Genomic DNA, 15,255 nt, shown 5'->3' on the forward strand with positions numbered 1-15,255 from the left:
CCCAAATGGAAAGGGCAGCATTAAAGCAATTCATGACATAACTTCTTGTCGCACGGCATTAAAGTGCTTTCAAGTATTTTTTTTCTTATACCTATTATTCAACCTACATTCGGCAGCAAGCACATTCCAACATCTAAATATTCTTAATTGTTATTTTTTGTAGGTTAAGTTAAAAAACAGCATCTTGCGGATTATCTATCTAGCATGATTTGTCTTTTATCTCATATATTATAAATATATATTAATTATGTTATGGTTAACATTTAGTAATTTTTGATTTAAATTAAATATCAAAAGTTCTAAAAAAAACGATATCAATAGAAAAATTGAATGGATTTTTATGTCGACCTGCCGAAAGCAGGATTCAAAGTTTCGTATATGTTTTATAAAATAAAATAAAATAAAATAAAGTAAAGTAAAAGATTCTCAAATCTTTTTCTTCATCACAAAGTACTCTACAAGAATCAAGAAAAGGGGTAGAGAAATTGCCAGAACTATTTTGGCTTTCCCCATCGGATTTTTGGTTTTATCATCCGTTTTTGCACTTTCGTTGACGACACTCTTGTTTGCTTCACCGTTCAAGTTTCTCAATACTGCCTCTTCTGCTAATCCATTACCTTCCAATACATTTTTCCCCTCTGCAGAATAACTGGTTATTGCAAAGCAGGAAAATCCAGGCGTTTTCGATTTAAAATACACATAACTCGTATCTTCTTTAACTTTTTCTGTAGCAAGAGGCTCCCAGCCTTTATTATACCATTGAAGAGTTATCTGGGACTGGCTAATATTATTCTCCTCAAGCCATGACTTTTCAACTTTGAACTCTATAACTCCATTTTCAAAATAATTGGCGACTCCTGCTCCATAATTTCCTACCCAGATATTCACATATTTATATACTTTCCCAAGAGGGACTTCTGAGACAAAAGTAGATTTATCTTTGAGCATTTCTACAGTTGTGGTTGTCCTCTTTAATGTTTTTATTGGGTCGAACTCGATATATGTAATGCATGTGACGCCTTCCGGAAAATCGAACTTGACATGATAACCACTTTGAACATTTCCGGTAGCAAGTTCCTTTGCCTCTACATTGCTTACTGGTTCTTTAGAAAGAATGGCGCCTCCTGAACTGCGGCTGGAGGATCCTGAACTCTTACTTCCGGAGTCGCTACTTGAAGATCCTGAACTCTCATTTTCTGAATTGTTACTGGAAGATCCTGAACTCTCATTTCCTGAATCGTTTCCTGAATCGTTTGAAACTGTTTCCTTATATACGGTTGCGGTTTTTGTGAACTCATTATTGGTTTCATCACTTTCGGATATGATGTTTTCCGCATCCACGGTTGCTTTTACTTCAATTTGCCCTTCATTTTCAGGAGTCCAAAAAAAAGTGCCTGTTACGGTTTCACCTGCTGCAAGGGCTGGTATAGAGGTAACTCCCGCATAACTTTCATTATTTCCCTTGATATCATACTTAATTTCGCTGTTGTCCGCAGCTGCAGAACCACTATTCTTCACTGTTACCGTAAAGGTTGTATTCTCTCCAGGATGAGGTTCTTCAGGACTCATAGAAATCGATTCTATTTTCAGGTCCGGAAGCTCACTTTTTATACTTATGGTTTTTGACATTTTATTATTGTCTTCGTTACTTTCACTAACAATCTTCTCGGAATCTGCAACCACTGCTAAACTGATGTTTTCTTCGTTTCCGGGGGTATACGAAAATTGTGCACTTGTACTTGTCCCTGCTGAAAGTTCAGGGATAGAGATCTCGCCTTCTGAATCTCCGTTAAAACTATATTTTGCAGTACTACTACTGGCAGTTTCCTCTCCAATATTTTTTACTTTTAGGATAAAGTTCAAAGGTTTTCCGGCTTCAGGTTGTGTTGATGATTCTGGATACAGGTCTTCAATTATCAGATCCGGAAGTGATTCCTGTACTATTTTCACAGAAATTTCTTTCTCACTATTCTCTACGTTTTCTAAAGAGGCTTTTATTGACACTGTTCCTTCTTCGTCAGGAGTTGTCCATGTGTGGGAAATTAATGTTTCCGATCCAGCCTCTATTGCAGGGACTTCTTCTTTTTCCTCGGTTTCACCAATTTCATAGATTATATTCGTAGGCTCTGAGGCTTCAGTTCCTGTGTTTTTAACTAATGATTTGATAATGGCTCCACTATCAATTTTCGGATTTTCAGGATCAACGGAAAGACTTTCTATTGTGAGATCCGAAGATGTTTCTTTTGCCACCGTGACTTCAATTGTTTTTTTGCTATCTCCCATTGCTGCCTTTATCTTCACTGTGCCCTCTTCTTTCGGAGTCCAGGTAAACGAGACTAACGAGCTATCTTCAGGATCGATTTCCGGTACTTTTACCGTTTTTGGGTCTGCTTCCCCGATTTTATACGTTAGTTTGGTCGCCTCAGAGACTTTAGTTCCCTTGTTCTTGACTAACGCATTAACAGTTACCTCACTTTCAGGCTCTGGATTTCCAGGGACCGCCGTGAGGCTTTCTATCACGAGATCTGCAGATTTTTCTTCTGCCACTGTAACTTCAATTGTTTTTTTTCTATCTCCCATTGTTACCGTTATTTTCACTGTGCCTTCTTTTTCCGGAGTCCAGTCAAATGAGGCTAACAAAGTATTCTCCGGCTCTATCGCTTGTATTTGTATATCTTTCGAATCTTCATCTCCTATTTTGCACACTGCCTCTGTTTTCTCTGAGGCTGCAGTCCCCTGGTTTACTATTGCTATTTCAATGGTTGCAGCTTCTCCGGGCTCTGGATTCTCTGGATTACACGAAATACTCTCTATTATTAAATCACTGGTTGAATCTACAGGGTCTGTTTCATTATTATCTGCAGCATATGCCATACCTGGGATCATCCCAGAAATTATTAGCATAATTAATAATACAGAAATTACAGAACTTAAAAAATCGGCTTTCATTTTCATAGGCCTCTACCCCTACATCCGTAAACCGAAATTTCCGATACGTCAGTAGCTTATTGATTTGTAATCATAAAGTTCGTAGAAATAAAAATCCTTATTTTTAATTTTCAGTGAGTGTCCCAATATAATGGTAGTCAAATTCAAGGACATTTTTGCTGTACATAAATTCCTTATTGCCCAAGTTTTTAATATTTTTTCCAAAGTTCAGGCATTTTAATTTATGTTTTCCCTATAATTGCTATATAATTATATGTAAAATTTGATCTAATTATTTTTTATACATTACAATTTATTCTTAAAGTAAGGTGACTATGTTCTATCTCCCTACGTTAGTTCCCTATAATTAGATTTCTATTTTTTTCATGTATAGATTTTTATTTATAGTTTTCATGTTCTCTATTTATGAACTAATTATTATCTATTAACATTTATGTCCTTTTTATTTATTTTTTAATGTGTTTGAATGAAATATCTAGAAATATTAAAACTCAATGAAAAGTGATAAAAAAAGTAGAATAATTAGAAAAACATTATCATATAAAGCAAAATATAGTAAAAAGAATACATAAAAGAAATGAAACAAAAATATAATACAAAATTTCAAAATTTTACCGGAGTCTTAAAATAATAAATAAATCTTAAAGTAAAGTGCAAGAAAAGTTTAGACAATAAGGTATTTCTTGTCTTTGATTTGAGTTCTGCTGTCAACACCAAGTATTCCGGCAATCTCAATACCTTCACTTCCGACCTCTGCCAGTTGGGCATAGATTTCGGTCTTTGTTATGTATTTTTCAGTCCGTGTGCCATCAGCTTCTTCCATTTTGATGGTTATCTCTTCTTTATTATGACCTTTAGCCAGGCACTCCTGAACAATTACTCCATACTGCTCGGCAATAACTTTCAGGCAATCGAAGATCTGATTGGTGGAAACGGCATCCTCCTCGTCAAGAAAAATTTTCGAAAGGTTATAAGTGCTAACACTTGTCCTAAAATAAGCCTGAATTTTTTCAGGGATTCTTGCCAGGTTTTCCATATCAATGAAATCCCCAAGCTCTTTATCCGAGGTGATCTCCTTATCGTCTTCATATACAAAATACCTGTGATCTCCGCCTTCTATCCTGAATTTTCGGTTTGCTTTTTTGTTTTCCAGGAACATACGTACATTTTTTTTTGTGTCATATTCAAGGAAAGTTATGAGGAAGTCAGAAAGGTTATGCATTTTTATTTTTTCTTCTTTTCTCAGGATGCCTGCCCGCGCCCATCCTGGCAGGCTTAAGCTCCCAAGTAGTTTTTCCACTGTAAGGTTTTCTTCTGTAAAAGTGAGCGTGTAACGATATTGCAAACCTGAGACCCAACCTTCCATCTCGCCTGAAATGTCATTTGTGTTACTGGAAAGCTCAAATCTTTTTTCAGCTCCGTAAACTCCTGCAATTAAGAACCTGCTAAGAACATCAAGTATTCTTTCTTCAATTTTTTTATATTCATCAGGAGTCCCGTTTTCTATGTTTATATACTCGGCCTTCAGGATTTCCCTTCTCTTCCCAAGATTCTCACCGCAGGTTTGCAGGATTGCGTTAGTACAGGGTATAACGTCCTCTACATCAATTTCATTAACTAATTTTCTAAGTAAAGTCTCAAGCTTCTTTTCAAAATTATTCATTCCTTCTATTTTATTCTTCAATTCATGAAGCGCTTCTTTCTGTTTGCACTTTATCTCTATTATAGAGTTTTCCAGAGGGATTACTTGGGAAGTTATATCTAAAAAAGTTCTCAGATCCTCAGTGAAATCCCGCTGTACAGGCAGTTCTGTAGAGTCCTGGTAAATATATTTCATAAAAGCACCCTGAATAGCTAGACGACCCTTCAAATATTCTATGATTTATAGCTATATAACGTTTTATCCAGAGGCTTCCTTTATTTCTAAAATAAATCCCTTATTTTAAGCAATAAATTTTACATGAACCTGGATCTTATATTTTGGATAAAGATCCTATACTTATATTTTTCTATGAAGTGGCCGAGAAGAGCCCGGCCATTCCATAATTTAAAGCAGAACTTTTCTGACGGGATCCAGAATATCATTTATGTACTTTGCGGCTGAATTTTTCAGATCCATCGGATGAACACTTTCTGCTACAAAAGCATTCTCCATTTCTTCGTAGCTCGTATATGTTATATTTCCACCGAATTTCTCAGGTCTCTCTATGACAACAGTTTCGTATCTAGGAAATATATGGTAGCGGAAAAGAGCAAGAACTGGGTTCTCTTCCGTGTCTCCAATCTTGCAGTAAGCTTTCTTAAGTTTTCTGTAGATTTCTTCCTCAGTGTCATCTACCGAAATGAAATTCTCCTTTGATGAAGCCATCTTGGTTCCATCTAATCCCAGGAGAATTGGGGTATGAATGCAGATTGGGGTTTCGAATCCAAGACTCTTTAGGTTTTCACGGGCAAGCATATGAATTTTTCTCTGATCAATACCTCCAACTGCGACATCAACTCCTAGCATAGCGATATCAATAGCCTGCATCAGTGGATATACCATCTGAGAAACGGTTGGGTCATCCATAGCACGGCCGACTTCATCCATGCTCCTGCGAGCCCTATTCAGAGTCACTACCCTTGAAAGTTTGAGAACATTTAACATGTACTCTGCTCCAAGCTGATAATCAGACCCATAAACGAAATTAGTTTTTTCTTTGTCAAGTCCGAGGGCAATAAAGCAGCGCTTGTTATAGTCTGCAATCTTTCGGACTTCTTCAAGAGTGCCTTTTCGATTGAGATAAGCATGCACGTCCGCAAGCAGGACAGTAATTTCGAATCCGGCTTTTTGAAGATCAATTAATTTATTTACTGTGAGAACGTGCCCCATATGGATTTTTCCGCTAGGCTCGTATCCGACGTAGGCACGTGGAGTTTCTTTGTTATTAAGAAGCTCTTCAAGTTCTCCTTCAGTTACGATTTCCTGAACATTTCTATTTATAAGTTCGAGTCTGTCCATTGCCTCTACATTCCTTTCATTTTCTTATTCTCAAACCCTTAATTCATATTAATAAGTTTCTGTAAAAATGCCATACCTTCTTCGGATTTAAAGTTCGGGATTTCCCAGTTTTGAATGACCCTTCTGCGCAGAGATTTTGTCTCTTTCTCAAGTACAGGATTAAAGCCCGAGATTTCGTATTTTTCTTTTGAAATAATGACTCCTCTCCTCTGCCAGGCAGGAAGCGTTGCGAGATTTATTCCTCTCTCAAAAAGCATTTCATGGACTTCCCATTCTTTTTTTCCTATGAGATATTTCGAAGCCTTAATTTTATCGATTCCCTCATGTCTCAGAGTATAATATCCCCAGGCTGCCACAAAATTGCGCCAGGCTTCAAGCTGTCTCCAGTGAAAATACGCAGGAATATCCTCTTTTTGAAGAACTACTACTCTGGAATCAAAAGCCACAGGTATTTCAAGCTCCAAATTTATCGTAAGTGCACTTCCCAGAAAGCTTGCCGTGACAGAATCAATTTTTTCCACTCGCCCCTCAAAGGGAAGTTCCATAAATAGAAAACTAACTTCATCCGAAAAAGTGTAGGCAAAGAGAGGGCTTAAACCACTTTTCTTAATAAAGAGCTCAGCAGTATCCGCCATTGCCCTGGCGAAAGTTTGATCATAGGGTTTTCCAAAGCCAAGACCCCTAAGTGTGTTTTTAAAATTCCTGCCGTCCGCGCGCACAACCACAGGAGGGATACAGCGCATCTCAGCATAAATTTCCCGGTCTTTCATATACTTTTCAGATTAACTTAATCTTCTTTTCGTTTTTTGTATCTCTGGATAACGTCTCTCACAATTATGATATCTGCTGCCGTTATAACCCATCGGTAAGGAATAATTACGCCCCTGCTAGTCAGGTCAAAAAGTTCCCTATTAATATCCGAGATAGCAAGCCCGGTAATTTTCTGATCTTCTATATCAATTACTAGATCCTGCAACTTTCCTACATAAACGCCAGCGTTTGTGTATACGTTTAAACCAAAAAGTGATGTAAGTTCTGCGCGCATTATATCCCTGCTTTGTAAATTAATTTAAATCTTTCTCCTAACCCTATATGAAAAACATACTTATATATCTTACAGTTTTGCCAGTTTTATGTGATTGCCAGTTTTATCTAGCATTTTCAGTAGACTTGAATCCAGTCATTATTATAATATATCCTCTTATTTAAATTAGTGAGAGACAGAAGTGGTCTTGTTTTGTTAAGTTTGTTATTCAGCATTTTAATTAAGAATAGGAAGTTCAAAATAAGTTAAACTGCTCTTGCTTTTGTTTATTCGAAGGATACGCTTATTTACATTTCTCCCGTAACTGTCCAGAATAAGGATAATATTTTTTAAGAGTCTTTCTGGCTCACAGGTAAATAACAGGTAGATTTTGAATTACCTGTGGGTAGAACTCTTTAATCTTTTATAAAACCTTTCTTTTATTCTAATTTAATCCTCTTTTCTCAGTTTCTCTCTAGTCTGATTTATTTCTTTATACTTTCAGCTGTGAAATCACATTTCGAATAGTTTCTGAGGATTTCCTGAGGAGCTCGTACTGATTTTCATCGAGCTTGAGTTCAAGAATTTCTTCGACTCCGGTTGCTCCAAGCTTTACGGGCACACCGAAGTAAATGCCTTCCTGTCCATACTGTCCTTCAAGGTAAGCTGAGGCAGGTAGAATTCTCTTTGAGTTTTTAATCACGGCTTCCACCATAGAGACAATAGCTGCCGACGGAGCATAAAAAGCACTGCCCTGCTTAAGAAGCTCCACAATCTCGGCTCCTCCATTTACTGTCCTTTCTACCAGCCTGGCAATTCGATCCTCTGGAAGCAAGTCCGTGAGCGGAACTCCTGATACTGTTGTATATTGAGGAAGAGGTACCATTAGATCTCCATGACCTCCTATAACCATTGTCTGTACATCTTTTTTCGAGCATTTCAATTCTTCTGCAATAAAACTTGCAAAACGTCCAGAATCCAGAACTCCACTCATTCCGAATACTTTCTTTGTATCAAATCCTGTTGATTTCATAGCTATGTAGGTTATAATGTCAAGCGGATTTGTAACATTAATTACTATAGATTCTGGAGCATACTTTGCAATATTTCTGGAAACTTCTGTTATTATTTTAGAATTTGTTTTAATTAGATCTTCCCGAGTCATTCCGGGTTTTCTCGCAATTCCTGCTGTAATAATAACAAGATCAGAGTCTACGATATCTGCATAATTATTGGTCCCAATTATTGACGTGTCATAACCTTTTATTGCTCCTGCCTGTATAAGATCGAGGACTTTTCCTTGAGGGAGCCCTTCTACAATATCCGTCATGACAATTTCGCCAAGTTCAAGTTCAGCTAGCCGCTGGACTGTAGTTGCCCCTACGTTTCCTGCACCAATCACGGAAATTTTAGCCATTAAATACGCACCTGTGTTAAGTAATTTATTTTAAATAGTTTTGGGATTTTCAGCTTTAAAAATTTATCCTGTAACATAACTCTTTATCATCGGTCAGCTATGACTCTCTATCATCGGTCAGCTACTATTATTATATCTATTTGTGTTCGCACTTATACTATATCTAGTTCTTGAATTTGCTGTTTTTCTCTTTTGAGTACTTTTCAGCTTTCATGCAGTATTTTTATTAAATATTACCCCCAAATGTTGAGGGGAAACATGCTGAATAATACATACATTCATATTCCAGGTGTAGGGAAAGGCCTTGAACGAAAAATCTGGTCTCAAGGCATACATACCTGGAAAGAATTTCTTGAGATGGAAGACCGACTCTCTATACCTTCATCACGAAAAGCCAAAATTTACGAAGAGGTGAGGAAATCTTCTGAACACCTTGCAGCAAAAGATTATTGTTTTTTTTCACAATGCCTTCCCTCTGCAGAACACTGGAGAGCATATTCCTTATTTTCCGATTCTGCCGCATTTGTAGATATCGAAACAACAGGACTTTCCAAGTCTCAGGATAAAATAACTATTGTAGGAATCTATGATGGAAAAGAATCAAAAACGTATATAAGAGATATTAACCTTGATGACATTGTAGAAGAGTTCTCAAAATACAGGCTACTTGTATCCTTCAATGGTGCCCGTTTTGATTTACCTTTCATAAAATCCGAATTTCCCGAAATAGAGTTCAATCAACTCCATATAGACCTTATGTACCCCTTAAGGCGAATAGGGTATAACGGAGGTTTAAAAAACATTGAAAAACTACTCGGGATCACCAGAAGCGATGATACCGAGGGTATAACAGGTTTTGATGCCGTGAGGCTCTGGAAAAAGTATGAAAAAGGAGATTGTGAAGCCCTGGATATACTTATTAAGTACAATAGAGAAGATACAGTTAATCTGAAAACTATTATAGAGCTTACCTACCCTAAAATGGTTGAAAAAGCTCTGAATGCCTGAGAGATATAATCTTTCAGGTTCCGAAGAACAAGAGGTAAAAAATCAGGCTGCAATAATATTCCGTCAGTTACTTTATTATACTTATATTGCTGTTTCTGATAGTCAACTCTGGTAATATATTGGCTCCTTTATAGCAAGTTCTTGTTTGTAATCTGAATATCATCTATATGCTCTGATAGGAAAGGGAACTCGATGGAAGTTACAATGAAGTTCGGGGATAAAGTCACTATAGCAGACGTCCGAAAACTCCATGATATGGAAGATATAGTATTTGATAAGGAGTGGTTTGAAGAAACAGAGGTACGAAATCGAGATGTGTACTATATGTTCAGGGACCTTGCAAAAAATGACTCTGAACTTGAAGCAATCAAAGCTCAGCACCTGAGGTATGATATTACTGTAATTCCTCCCGCAATGCTTGGATCTGAATATGTTAAAACTATAGGCCATTACCATCCGCGTGTTCCAGGAACAAATGTCAACTATCCTGAAATTTATCAGGTACTTGAAGGTTCTGCTACCTATCTTCTACAAAAGGTAAAAAGTGGAGAGGAAGATTTCGTTCTGGACGTTGTAGCCATAAAAGCAGAAAAAGGGGATTTAGTAATTGTTCCTCCTGGATATGGGCATGTGACTATAAACGCTTCCGATAAAACCCTCGAAATGGCAAACTGGGTTTGTCGCGACTTTTCCTCGGTTTATGAACCTATAAAAAGGCTTTCTGGAGCTTCTTACTTTCTGCTTAAAGATGGCTTTGTCAAAAATCCTCTTTACAGGAATATACCACCTATCCGACACCTTAAACCCGTTTCATACGATGAGCTAGGGCTTAACTACGGAGAAAATATGTATGAGCTTGTACATAAAACTGAGAAACTGAGATTTTTAACGGCTCCACAGGATTTTACAGGATTCTTAACAGGAGTGCTCTGAGATACGTGTTACTTTCCAGCCTAAGCAGGCTGGATTTCTATTATTCCTTTCAGATTCGTGCTCTCAGAGAACTTCCACTCTTATTTCCTGCCCTGTAGTAAGCCCGATTTTAAGATAGGTGAAAGCACAAAAGTAAGTGACAAGGCCTAACGCATATATGTATGGTTATTAGTACATAACTAATACATAATACATAACACATAATTATAATAAGTATAAATACCTTCAATTACTGGAGGTTCAAAATGCAAAAAAATGGATACCGTATTCAATTTACAGCGTCCAGAATAAAGGATCTTATGTACAGGACTACGTTTGATCCTAAGAAAATGGATGGAGATATTATTCTTAATCTTTCACTAATTGATAAAAAAGATCTGGACGACGTGCTTGGGATCTTTAAAATGGTAATCTCAAGCGGACTTTCTGTGACTCCCTATGTTAAGATAGTCTCTGAGGGAGAATCCATTGGAGACCTGACTGTCGAAAAGGGAAAGGTAGGTATTGGGACCGTATGCAGCATTACAATTGATGGCGTACTTCTCAAGGCAGGAATCCCTGTAAACCCTAAACTTGGAGGAGTTGTCCAGATTCGCAATGGAATTCCTGTGCGTTTCACTGATGTGCTGACTTATGTAAGTACGACCGTAGATCCTCTTGAAATCCTGATGTCACAGGGCATTACTTCTGTGTCTGAAATGCTCAGGACAGGCTCAGGCAAGGTTCTTGCAAATCTCAGGGAAGCTCCTATGGTTGCAAGAGATGAAATTGAAAGCTGCCTTTCTGACCTTCTGGATGCAGGCTTCAGTGGTATTTTGGAAGTTGGGGAACCAAACACAAGGGTTCTGGATGTTCCTATAGAGAGAGATCATCTTGGAATAGTCGTCATCGGAGGAACAAATCCCATGGCTGTTGTACAGGAATATGGGATTTCCATAGACACCAGTGCAATGTCAAAGCTAATTTCGTTCAAAGAAATGAGCAGGATTGAAGATCTGGTTTAATGCTCAAGGAACCACATTCTAAAATTTCTTTGTTTTTATTAAGCCTTTACTTACTACTCAGTTCAGTTTCTCGGAATATACTTCCGAAAGCTGGCTCTTTTACTTAGAATGTGCCTTTCTTCGCATTTGTTCTCCGATAAATAGATCCAGTTTTCTTGCGAATTCTTCCTTTTTATCATTAGGAATAGTTGCTCCTGCCGCAATATCGTGTCCACCGCCTGCACCCCCAACTTCAGCCGAGATCATTGACATTGCTTCTGAAAGGTTAACTCCCCTGCGAATAAGATCCTGTGTTCCTCTAGCCGAGACTTTAATCCCTCCGTCGGCTTTTGCAAAAGCAATAATGGGAAGATTTCTGTTTTCAACTAAGGTAGAACTCATGCCTGCAATAATTCCCACTATAGTTTCTTTTATTTCCGAGCCTGCATCAAAGTATTGGATATTTTCAAGCTGAACGACTCCTTTTTCTTTAACATACATGAGCCCGTTAACAAGATTCTGTCTATGTTCGGCAAGCAATTTGCGGGCATCTTCATAAGCTTTCTCTCTATCTCCCATGCAGACTGCAAGTCCTATCTCAGCATGGTCGTAACGAGCAGTGGCATTAAGAAGGGTAGAAAACTCTGAAGCATCTCTCATTTCCGTACCTTCTTTTTCTTCAAGAAGTACATAAACCTCACCTATCAGTCGTTCGATTTTGTACGAAGGTATACCTGATTTCAGGCAGTACTGGATGAGTCCTGAGACAATTTTCTGCTTTTCCAGGGTCTCAAGATCAATCCAGCGCCTCCAACTTTCATCCTGGTTAAAGCAAATGTTAAGAGAGTGAAGAAACTCAATGCAAGCCTCTTCATTCCCTGTAAGCCCGGGAAGATAAGGGTCCGAGGAATATTGTATCAATTTATAAATTGGGCGAGTTTGCTTTCCAAATAGAGTCAGGTCTTTTTTGAACTGAAGAGTTCCTTCTTTAACTCCTTCTTCCAGAATTTCCCTATTGATCCCGACAAGCTGCCCCATTTTAAGATGCTGCATATCCCCAACTGCTCCTACTATAGCCAGCGAGGAAAGATCCGGATTTTTTCCAAGAGCCGAAGCCAGCAGATAAGTACTTCCCGAACCGCTCAACTCATATGAACCATTTGCTCCAAAAAGGTGAGGATTCAGATGAAACTGATAGCTTCCCTGAGGCTGGTGATGGTCTGAGATTACTGCATGAATTCCACGGGATTCTATTTGTTCGCACATTCCGCTTCCCAGATCAGTAAAAATGACAATATTATGGTTTTCGTCTGCGATAGTATCAAGAGCTTTCTCATCAAGCTGCTTGACGAAACGTGTTGTATATTCAAAATTACCACGTTCAAGGGCAGTGCAGATAATTCCTGCAGATGTCAATCCATCAGCATCAATATGGGACACAACATGGACTGATTTATACTTTTTAATCTCTTCGGCACACTTTGCCGCCTCTTTGTAAAGTTTTTTCATTGTCTCAGACATTATTCTCTCCACGGTTTTCTACTTGCCTCAGTTTAAGCACTTTTTCCGACTTTATTTTCTTTCCCATTCCCTCGGATCAACCCTATAATCTTTTCCTTCTCTTTTGATTTCAGGAAAATTCCGTATCTCCTGTAACGTAAGTTTGAGATCCTGAGCAAAATATTTTTTTTCGAGATCGTTCCAGGGAATCATATATGCTTCCCTGCCATGCCCGGGTCCCAGGCGAAGCTCCACTGCAAGAAAGCCACGTCTTCCTGATTTGTTCAGATAGCTTGAGATTCTTTCTATCTGATGAATTCCATTTTTATCCACTGTAAAATGCTGAGAGAAGTAAAGTGCGTTTGCTCCTTTCTCCACTGAGATGCTTTTGCATTCAATTCCCAAGTATAGATCTGGGTTAAGAGAGTCCACAAGCACATCAAGAAACTGCGGAGTAAATCTATGTTGCTTAAGCCTGTAGGAAATAGCTCTTATTCTGTTTTCTTCAATGTATGCATTAAATGAGTTTACAAGCATGTGTTCAAACTCGGTCATGAAATCCTGTTAAATCTTCTCGCTATTTTACTTAAGCTTTTTACTCCGAAAGCAATTCTTTTTACTTGAATGAACAGGAACAGATATGTCAGCTTGGATAAAGTTTCTGAATAAGTAAACTGGGCATTTGTTAAATTTCTGAATAAGTGAACTGAGTATTTATTAAGTTCCTTAATAAGTAAACTGGATATCATTAATTTGAAACTGCTTTGATCACCTAAAATTAAGCCGATTATCTTAACCAATATCCGGTATTAAAACTAACGTTAATTCTATAAACTGCCAAACTAACTGTTATCAATTGTATCCAGGTTTTTATCTAGAGCTCTATAAAAGAAATTCCAGATTCGATTATTTTAGAGTGGCAGAAAAGTACGAAAAATTCATTTCAGAGAAGTTTCAGAAAAGCCTACTCAAAAGTCAAAAAGGTTTGAACAGAATAATCGTTTTATCACCGCGTCTATTTTAAGCAATAAATTATAAAAAATAGATGCCGATCAGGATCTGACCGGCTTATGTGGTGTGTTAGTTAGAAATAATAAAACTTACAAAGTCTGGGCTGAGTCTTGTCTCTCTTACGAGTTTCTCAACAGTATCTTCGTCGGAAAGTCCTTCTTTCTTTAGTTCCTGTATGCGGTCAAAAACACGCTGGGAGATTTCCGAGTACTCATTAATATCTTTTCTATGACCCCACACATCACCCTCAAGTAAAGCAATATTCTGCATGGAAAGGTACATCTGTGCAGAACTGGAAATTGTTTTCTTGTATGAGCTTGGGATGTGGATCGCTTTCACTTCTGGACACTTCAGGATGAGTTTAAAAATATCCTTGTTGGATGGTCTGAATGCAAGGTGGATAATTTCCTCATCAAGTTTTAAAGTGTCTATTTCTTCTTTTGAACTTACAACTCTAATTTTCATTTTTATCACCGTTTATTTCCAGGTACCTTAAGGTGTTTTAGAGCCTTTTAGGGTTTCTTTAGGGATATTTTAGGGTATTTTAGGGTTTATTAATCGATTATTTGTTTTTAATTTTGAATCCACTAGTTCTAAATTTCAGTTAGTTTTATTTTAAAAACTCTTTGAAATACTAGAGTTTACAAATCGTTTTTCAAAACCTAACATTTAAACTTAAGGTTTTTCCTATGTTACGGACGTATAGTATTTAATTTTTTACTAACGTTTTTAATCTTCTTTTTAATTATTAAATTTTATTTTATAAAGTTAGACATGGAAAAAACTGACTTTATTCTCTTTCCATCTGGTATAATCTGTCAAATTCAGTGCCTTTTTTCTTTAAACTTAATTTCTTCTGGAAATTTGGAAAAGTAGTTTAGTAGGATAAGGCTTTTACTCTTATTGATTTTTCTGGTTTTACATTATAAGGTTTTGTATATTTGAAAACAGATATACGATACTATACCATACTATTTAATATTTTTCCGCAAATTCTTTTACGTATAATGAGGCTATCAAATTAGCTCTAAAAAATTCAGATCTAATTTGACAATCGTTTTTATGAAGATCTCCTATGTGTATTCTTATCTCCAACCAGTTCTACGCTATCTTATTAGCAATCCAATATAAGAAAATAGATGCGTCCACGAATAGTGAAAAAGAAGATAAGTTTTTAAATCAAAATTCTAATTTGAGAACCTCTATAATCACGTTTTTATAAAAAATCTTTTAGCCGGAAATATATTTATGGGAATTTACTTTTCAGCTCAAAGAATTAAGTTATTATCTGAAACTTTCTCTTATACCCTGGATTTTGACAGTTTACTAAAGCTTTAAGTTAGTGACCCCAAGCCTAATTTTAGGTGTATACCAATAATAATAATAATAATAATAATAATAATAATAATAATAATAATAATAATAAATA

12 protein-coding genes are annotated in these 15,255 nt (G+C 37.0%); 3 read left to right on the top strand and 9 right to left on the bottom strand.

All coding sequences use genetic code 11. The features are described from left to right. Nucleotides 1-426 precede the first annotated feature (426 nt). The 6 genes from ASJ81_RS02475 to mdh form a co-directional block, all read right to left on the bottom strand. Nucleotides 427-2,955 carry a CARDB domain-containing protein gene (locus ASJ81_RS02475; protein ID WP_095643101.1) on the bottom strand — a complete coding sequence of 843 codons (2,529 nt, stop codon included), beginning with the start codon at nucleotides 2,953-2,955 and terminating at the stop codon, nucleotides 427-429. A gap of 658 nt (nucleotides 2,956-3,613) precedes the next feature. Beyond that, nucleotides 3,614-4,786: a chromosome segregation ATPase gene (locus tag ASJ81_RS02480; RefSeq protein ID WP_095643102.1), complete on the bottom strand. Its 1,173-nt coding sequence runs from the start codon at nucleotides 4,784-4,786 to the stop codon at nucleotides 3,614-3,616. Nucleotides 4,787-4,996: 210 nt separating this feature from the next. Next, nucleotides 4,997-5,950 carry a tyrosine--tRNA ligase gene (locus ASJ81_RS02485; RefSeq protein WP_095643103.1) on the bottom strand — a complete coding sequence of 318 codons (954 nt, stop codon included), beginning with the start codon at nucleotides 5,948-5,950 and terminating at the stop codon, nucleotides 4,997-4,999. A gap of 38 nt (nucleotides 5,951-5,988) precedes the next feature. Continuing rightward, nucleotides 5,989-6,720 carry a tRNA(His) guanylyltransferase Thg1 family protein gene (locus tag ASJ81_RS02490; protein WP_095643104.1) on the bottom strand — a complete coding sequence of 244 codons (732 nt, stop codon included), beginning with the start codon at nucleotides 6,718-6,720 and terminating at the stop codon, nucleotides 5,989-5,991. Between the two features lie 17 nt (nucleotides 6,721-6,737). Beyond that, a complete protein-coding gene (locus ASJ81_RS02495) occupies nucleotides 6,738-6,995 on the bottom strand; it encodes a PRC-barrel domain-containing protein (protein WP_048107757.1) in 258 nt (85 codons plus the stop codon). 472 nt (nucleotides 6,996-7,467) lie between these two features. Further along, nucleotides 7,468-8,391 (bottom strand): malate dehydrogenase, encoded by a 924-nt coding sequence (gene mdh / locus ASJ81_RS02500; protein ID WP_095643105.1) that lies wholly within the window; start codon nucleotides 8,389-8,391, stop codon nucleotides 7,468-7,470. Between the two features lie 258 nt (nucleotides 8,392-8,649). On the opposite strand from mdh, the gene ASJ81_RS02505 reads away from it, so the two are divergent. The 3 genes from ASJ81_RS02505 to nrpRII all read left to right on the top strand — a co-directional run bounded on the left by ASJ81_RS02505 (nucleotide 8,650) and on the right by nrpRII (nucleotide 11,336). After that, nucleotides 8,650-9,399, top strand: coding sequence for a ribonuclease H-like domain-containing protein (locus tag ASJ81_RS02505; protein ID WP_095643106.1), 750 nt, complete (start codon nucleotides 8,650-8,652; stop codon nucleotides 9,397-9,399). Nucleotides 9,400-9,591: 192 nt separating this feature from the next. Further along, the gene (locus ASJ81_RS02510) at nucleotides 9,592-10,332 is read left to right on the top strand and encodes a glucose-6-phosphate isomerase family protein (protein ID WP_095643107.1); all 741 of its coding nucleotides are present in this window, start codon (nucleotides 9,592-9,594) and stop codon (nucleotides 10,330-10,332) included. Nucleotides 10,333-10,577: 245 nt separating this feature from the next. Then, nucleotides 10,578-11,336 (top strand): global nitrogen regulator NrpRII, encoded by a 759-nt coding sequence (gene nrpRII, locus ASJ81_RS02515; RefSeq protein ID WP_048107764.1) that lies wholly within the window; start codon nucleotides 10,578-10,580, stop codon nucleotides 11,334-11,336. 99 nt (nucleotides 11,337-11,435) lie between these two features. Here the strand turns inward: nrpRII and ASJ81_RS02520 are convergent, their stop codons facing one another. The 3 genes from ASJ81_RS02520 to ASJ81_RS02535 form a co-directional block, all read right to left on the bottom strand. Continuing rightward, a complete protein-coding gene (locus ASJ81_RS02520; protein ID WP_095643108.1) occupies nucleotides 11,436-12,836 on the bottom strand; it encodes a single-stranded-DNA-specific exonuclease RecJ in 1,401 nt (466 codons plus the stop codon). Between the two features lie 51 nt (nucleotides 12,837-12,887). Next, entirely contained in the window at nucleotides 12,888-13,370 is a 483-nt protein-coding gene (locus tag ASJ81_RS02525) for a hypothetical protein (protein WP_095643109.1), read from the bottom strand. Between the two features lie 525 nt (nucleotides 13,371-13,895). After that, nucleotides 13,896-14,291, bottom strand: a complete 396-nt coding sequence (locus tag ASJ81_RS02535) for a DUF1699 family protein (protein ID WP_048107769.1) — start codon at nucleotides 14,289-14,291, stop codon at nucleotides 13,896-13,898. Nucleotides 14,292-15,255 lie beyond the last annotated feature (964 nt).

Source organism: Methanosarcina spelaei (genome assembly GCF_002287235.1).
In the GTDB taxonomy this organism is placed as follows: Archaea; Halobacteriota; Methanosarcinia; order Methanosarcinales; family Methanosarcinaceae; genus Methanosarcina; species Methanosarcina spelaei.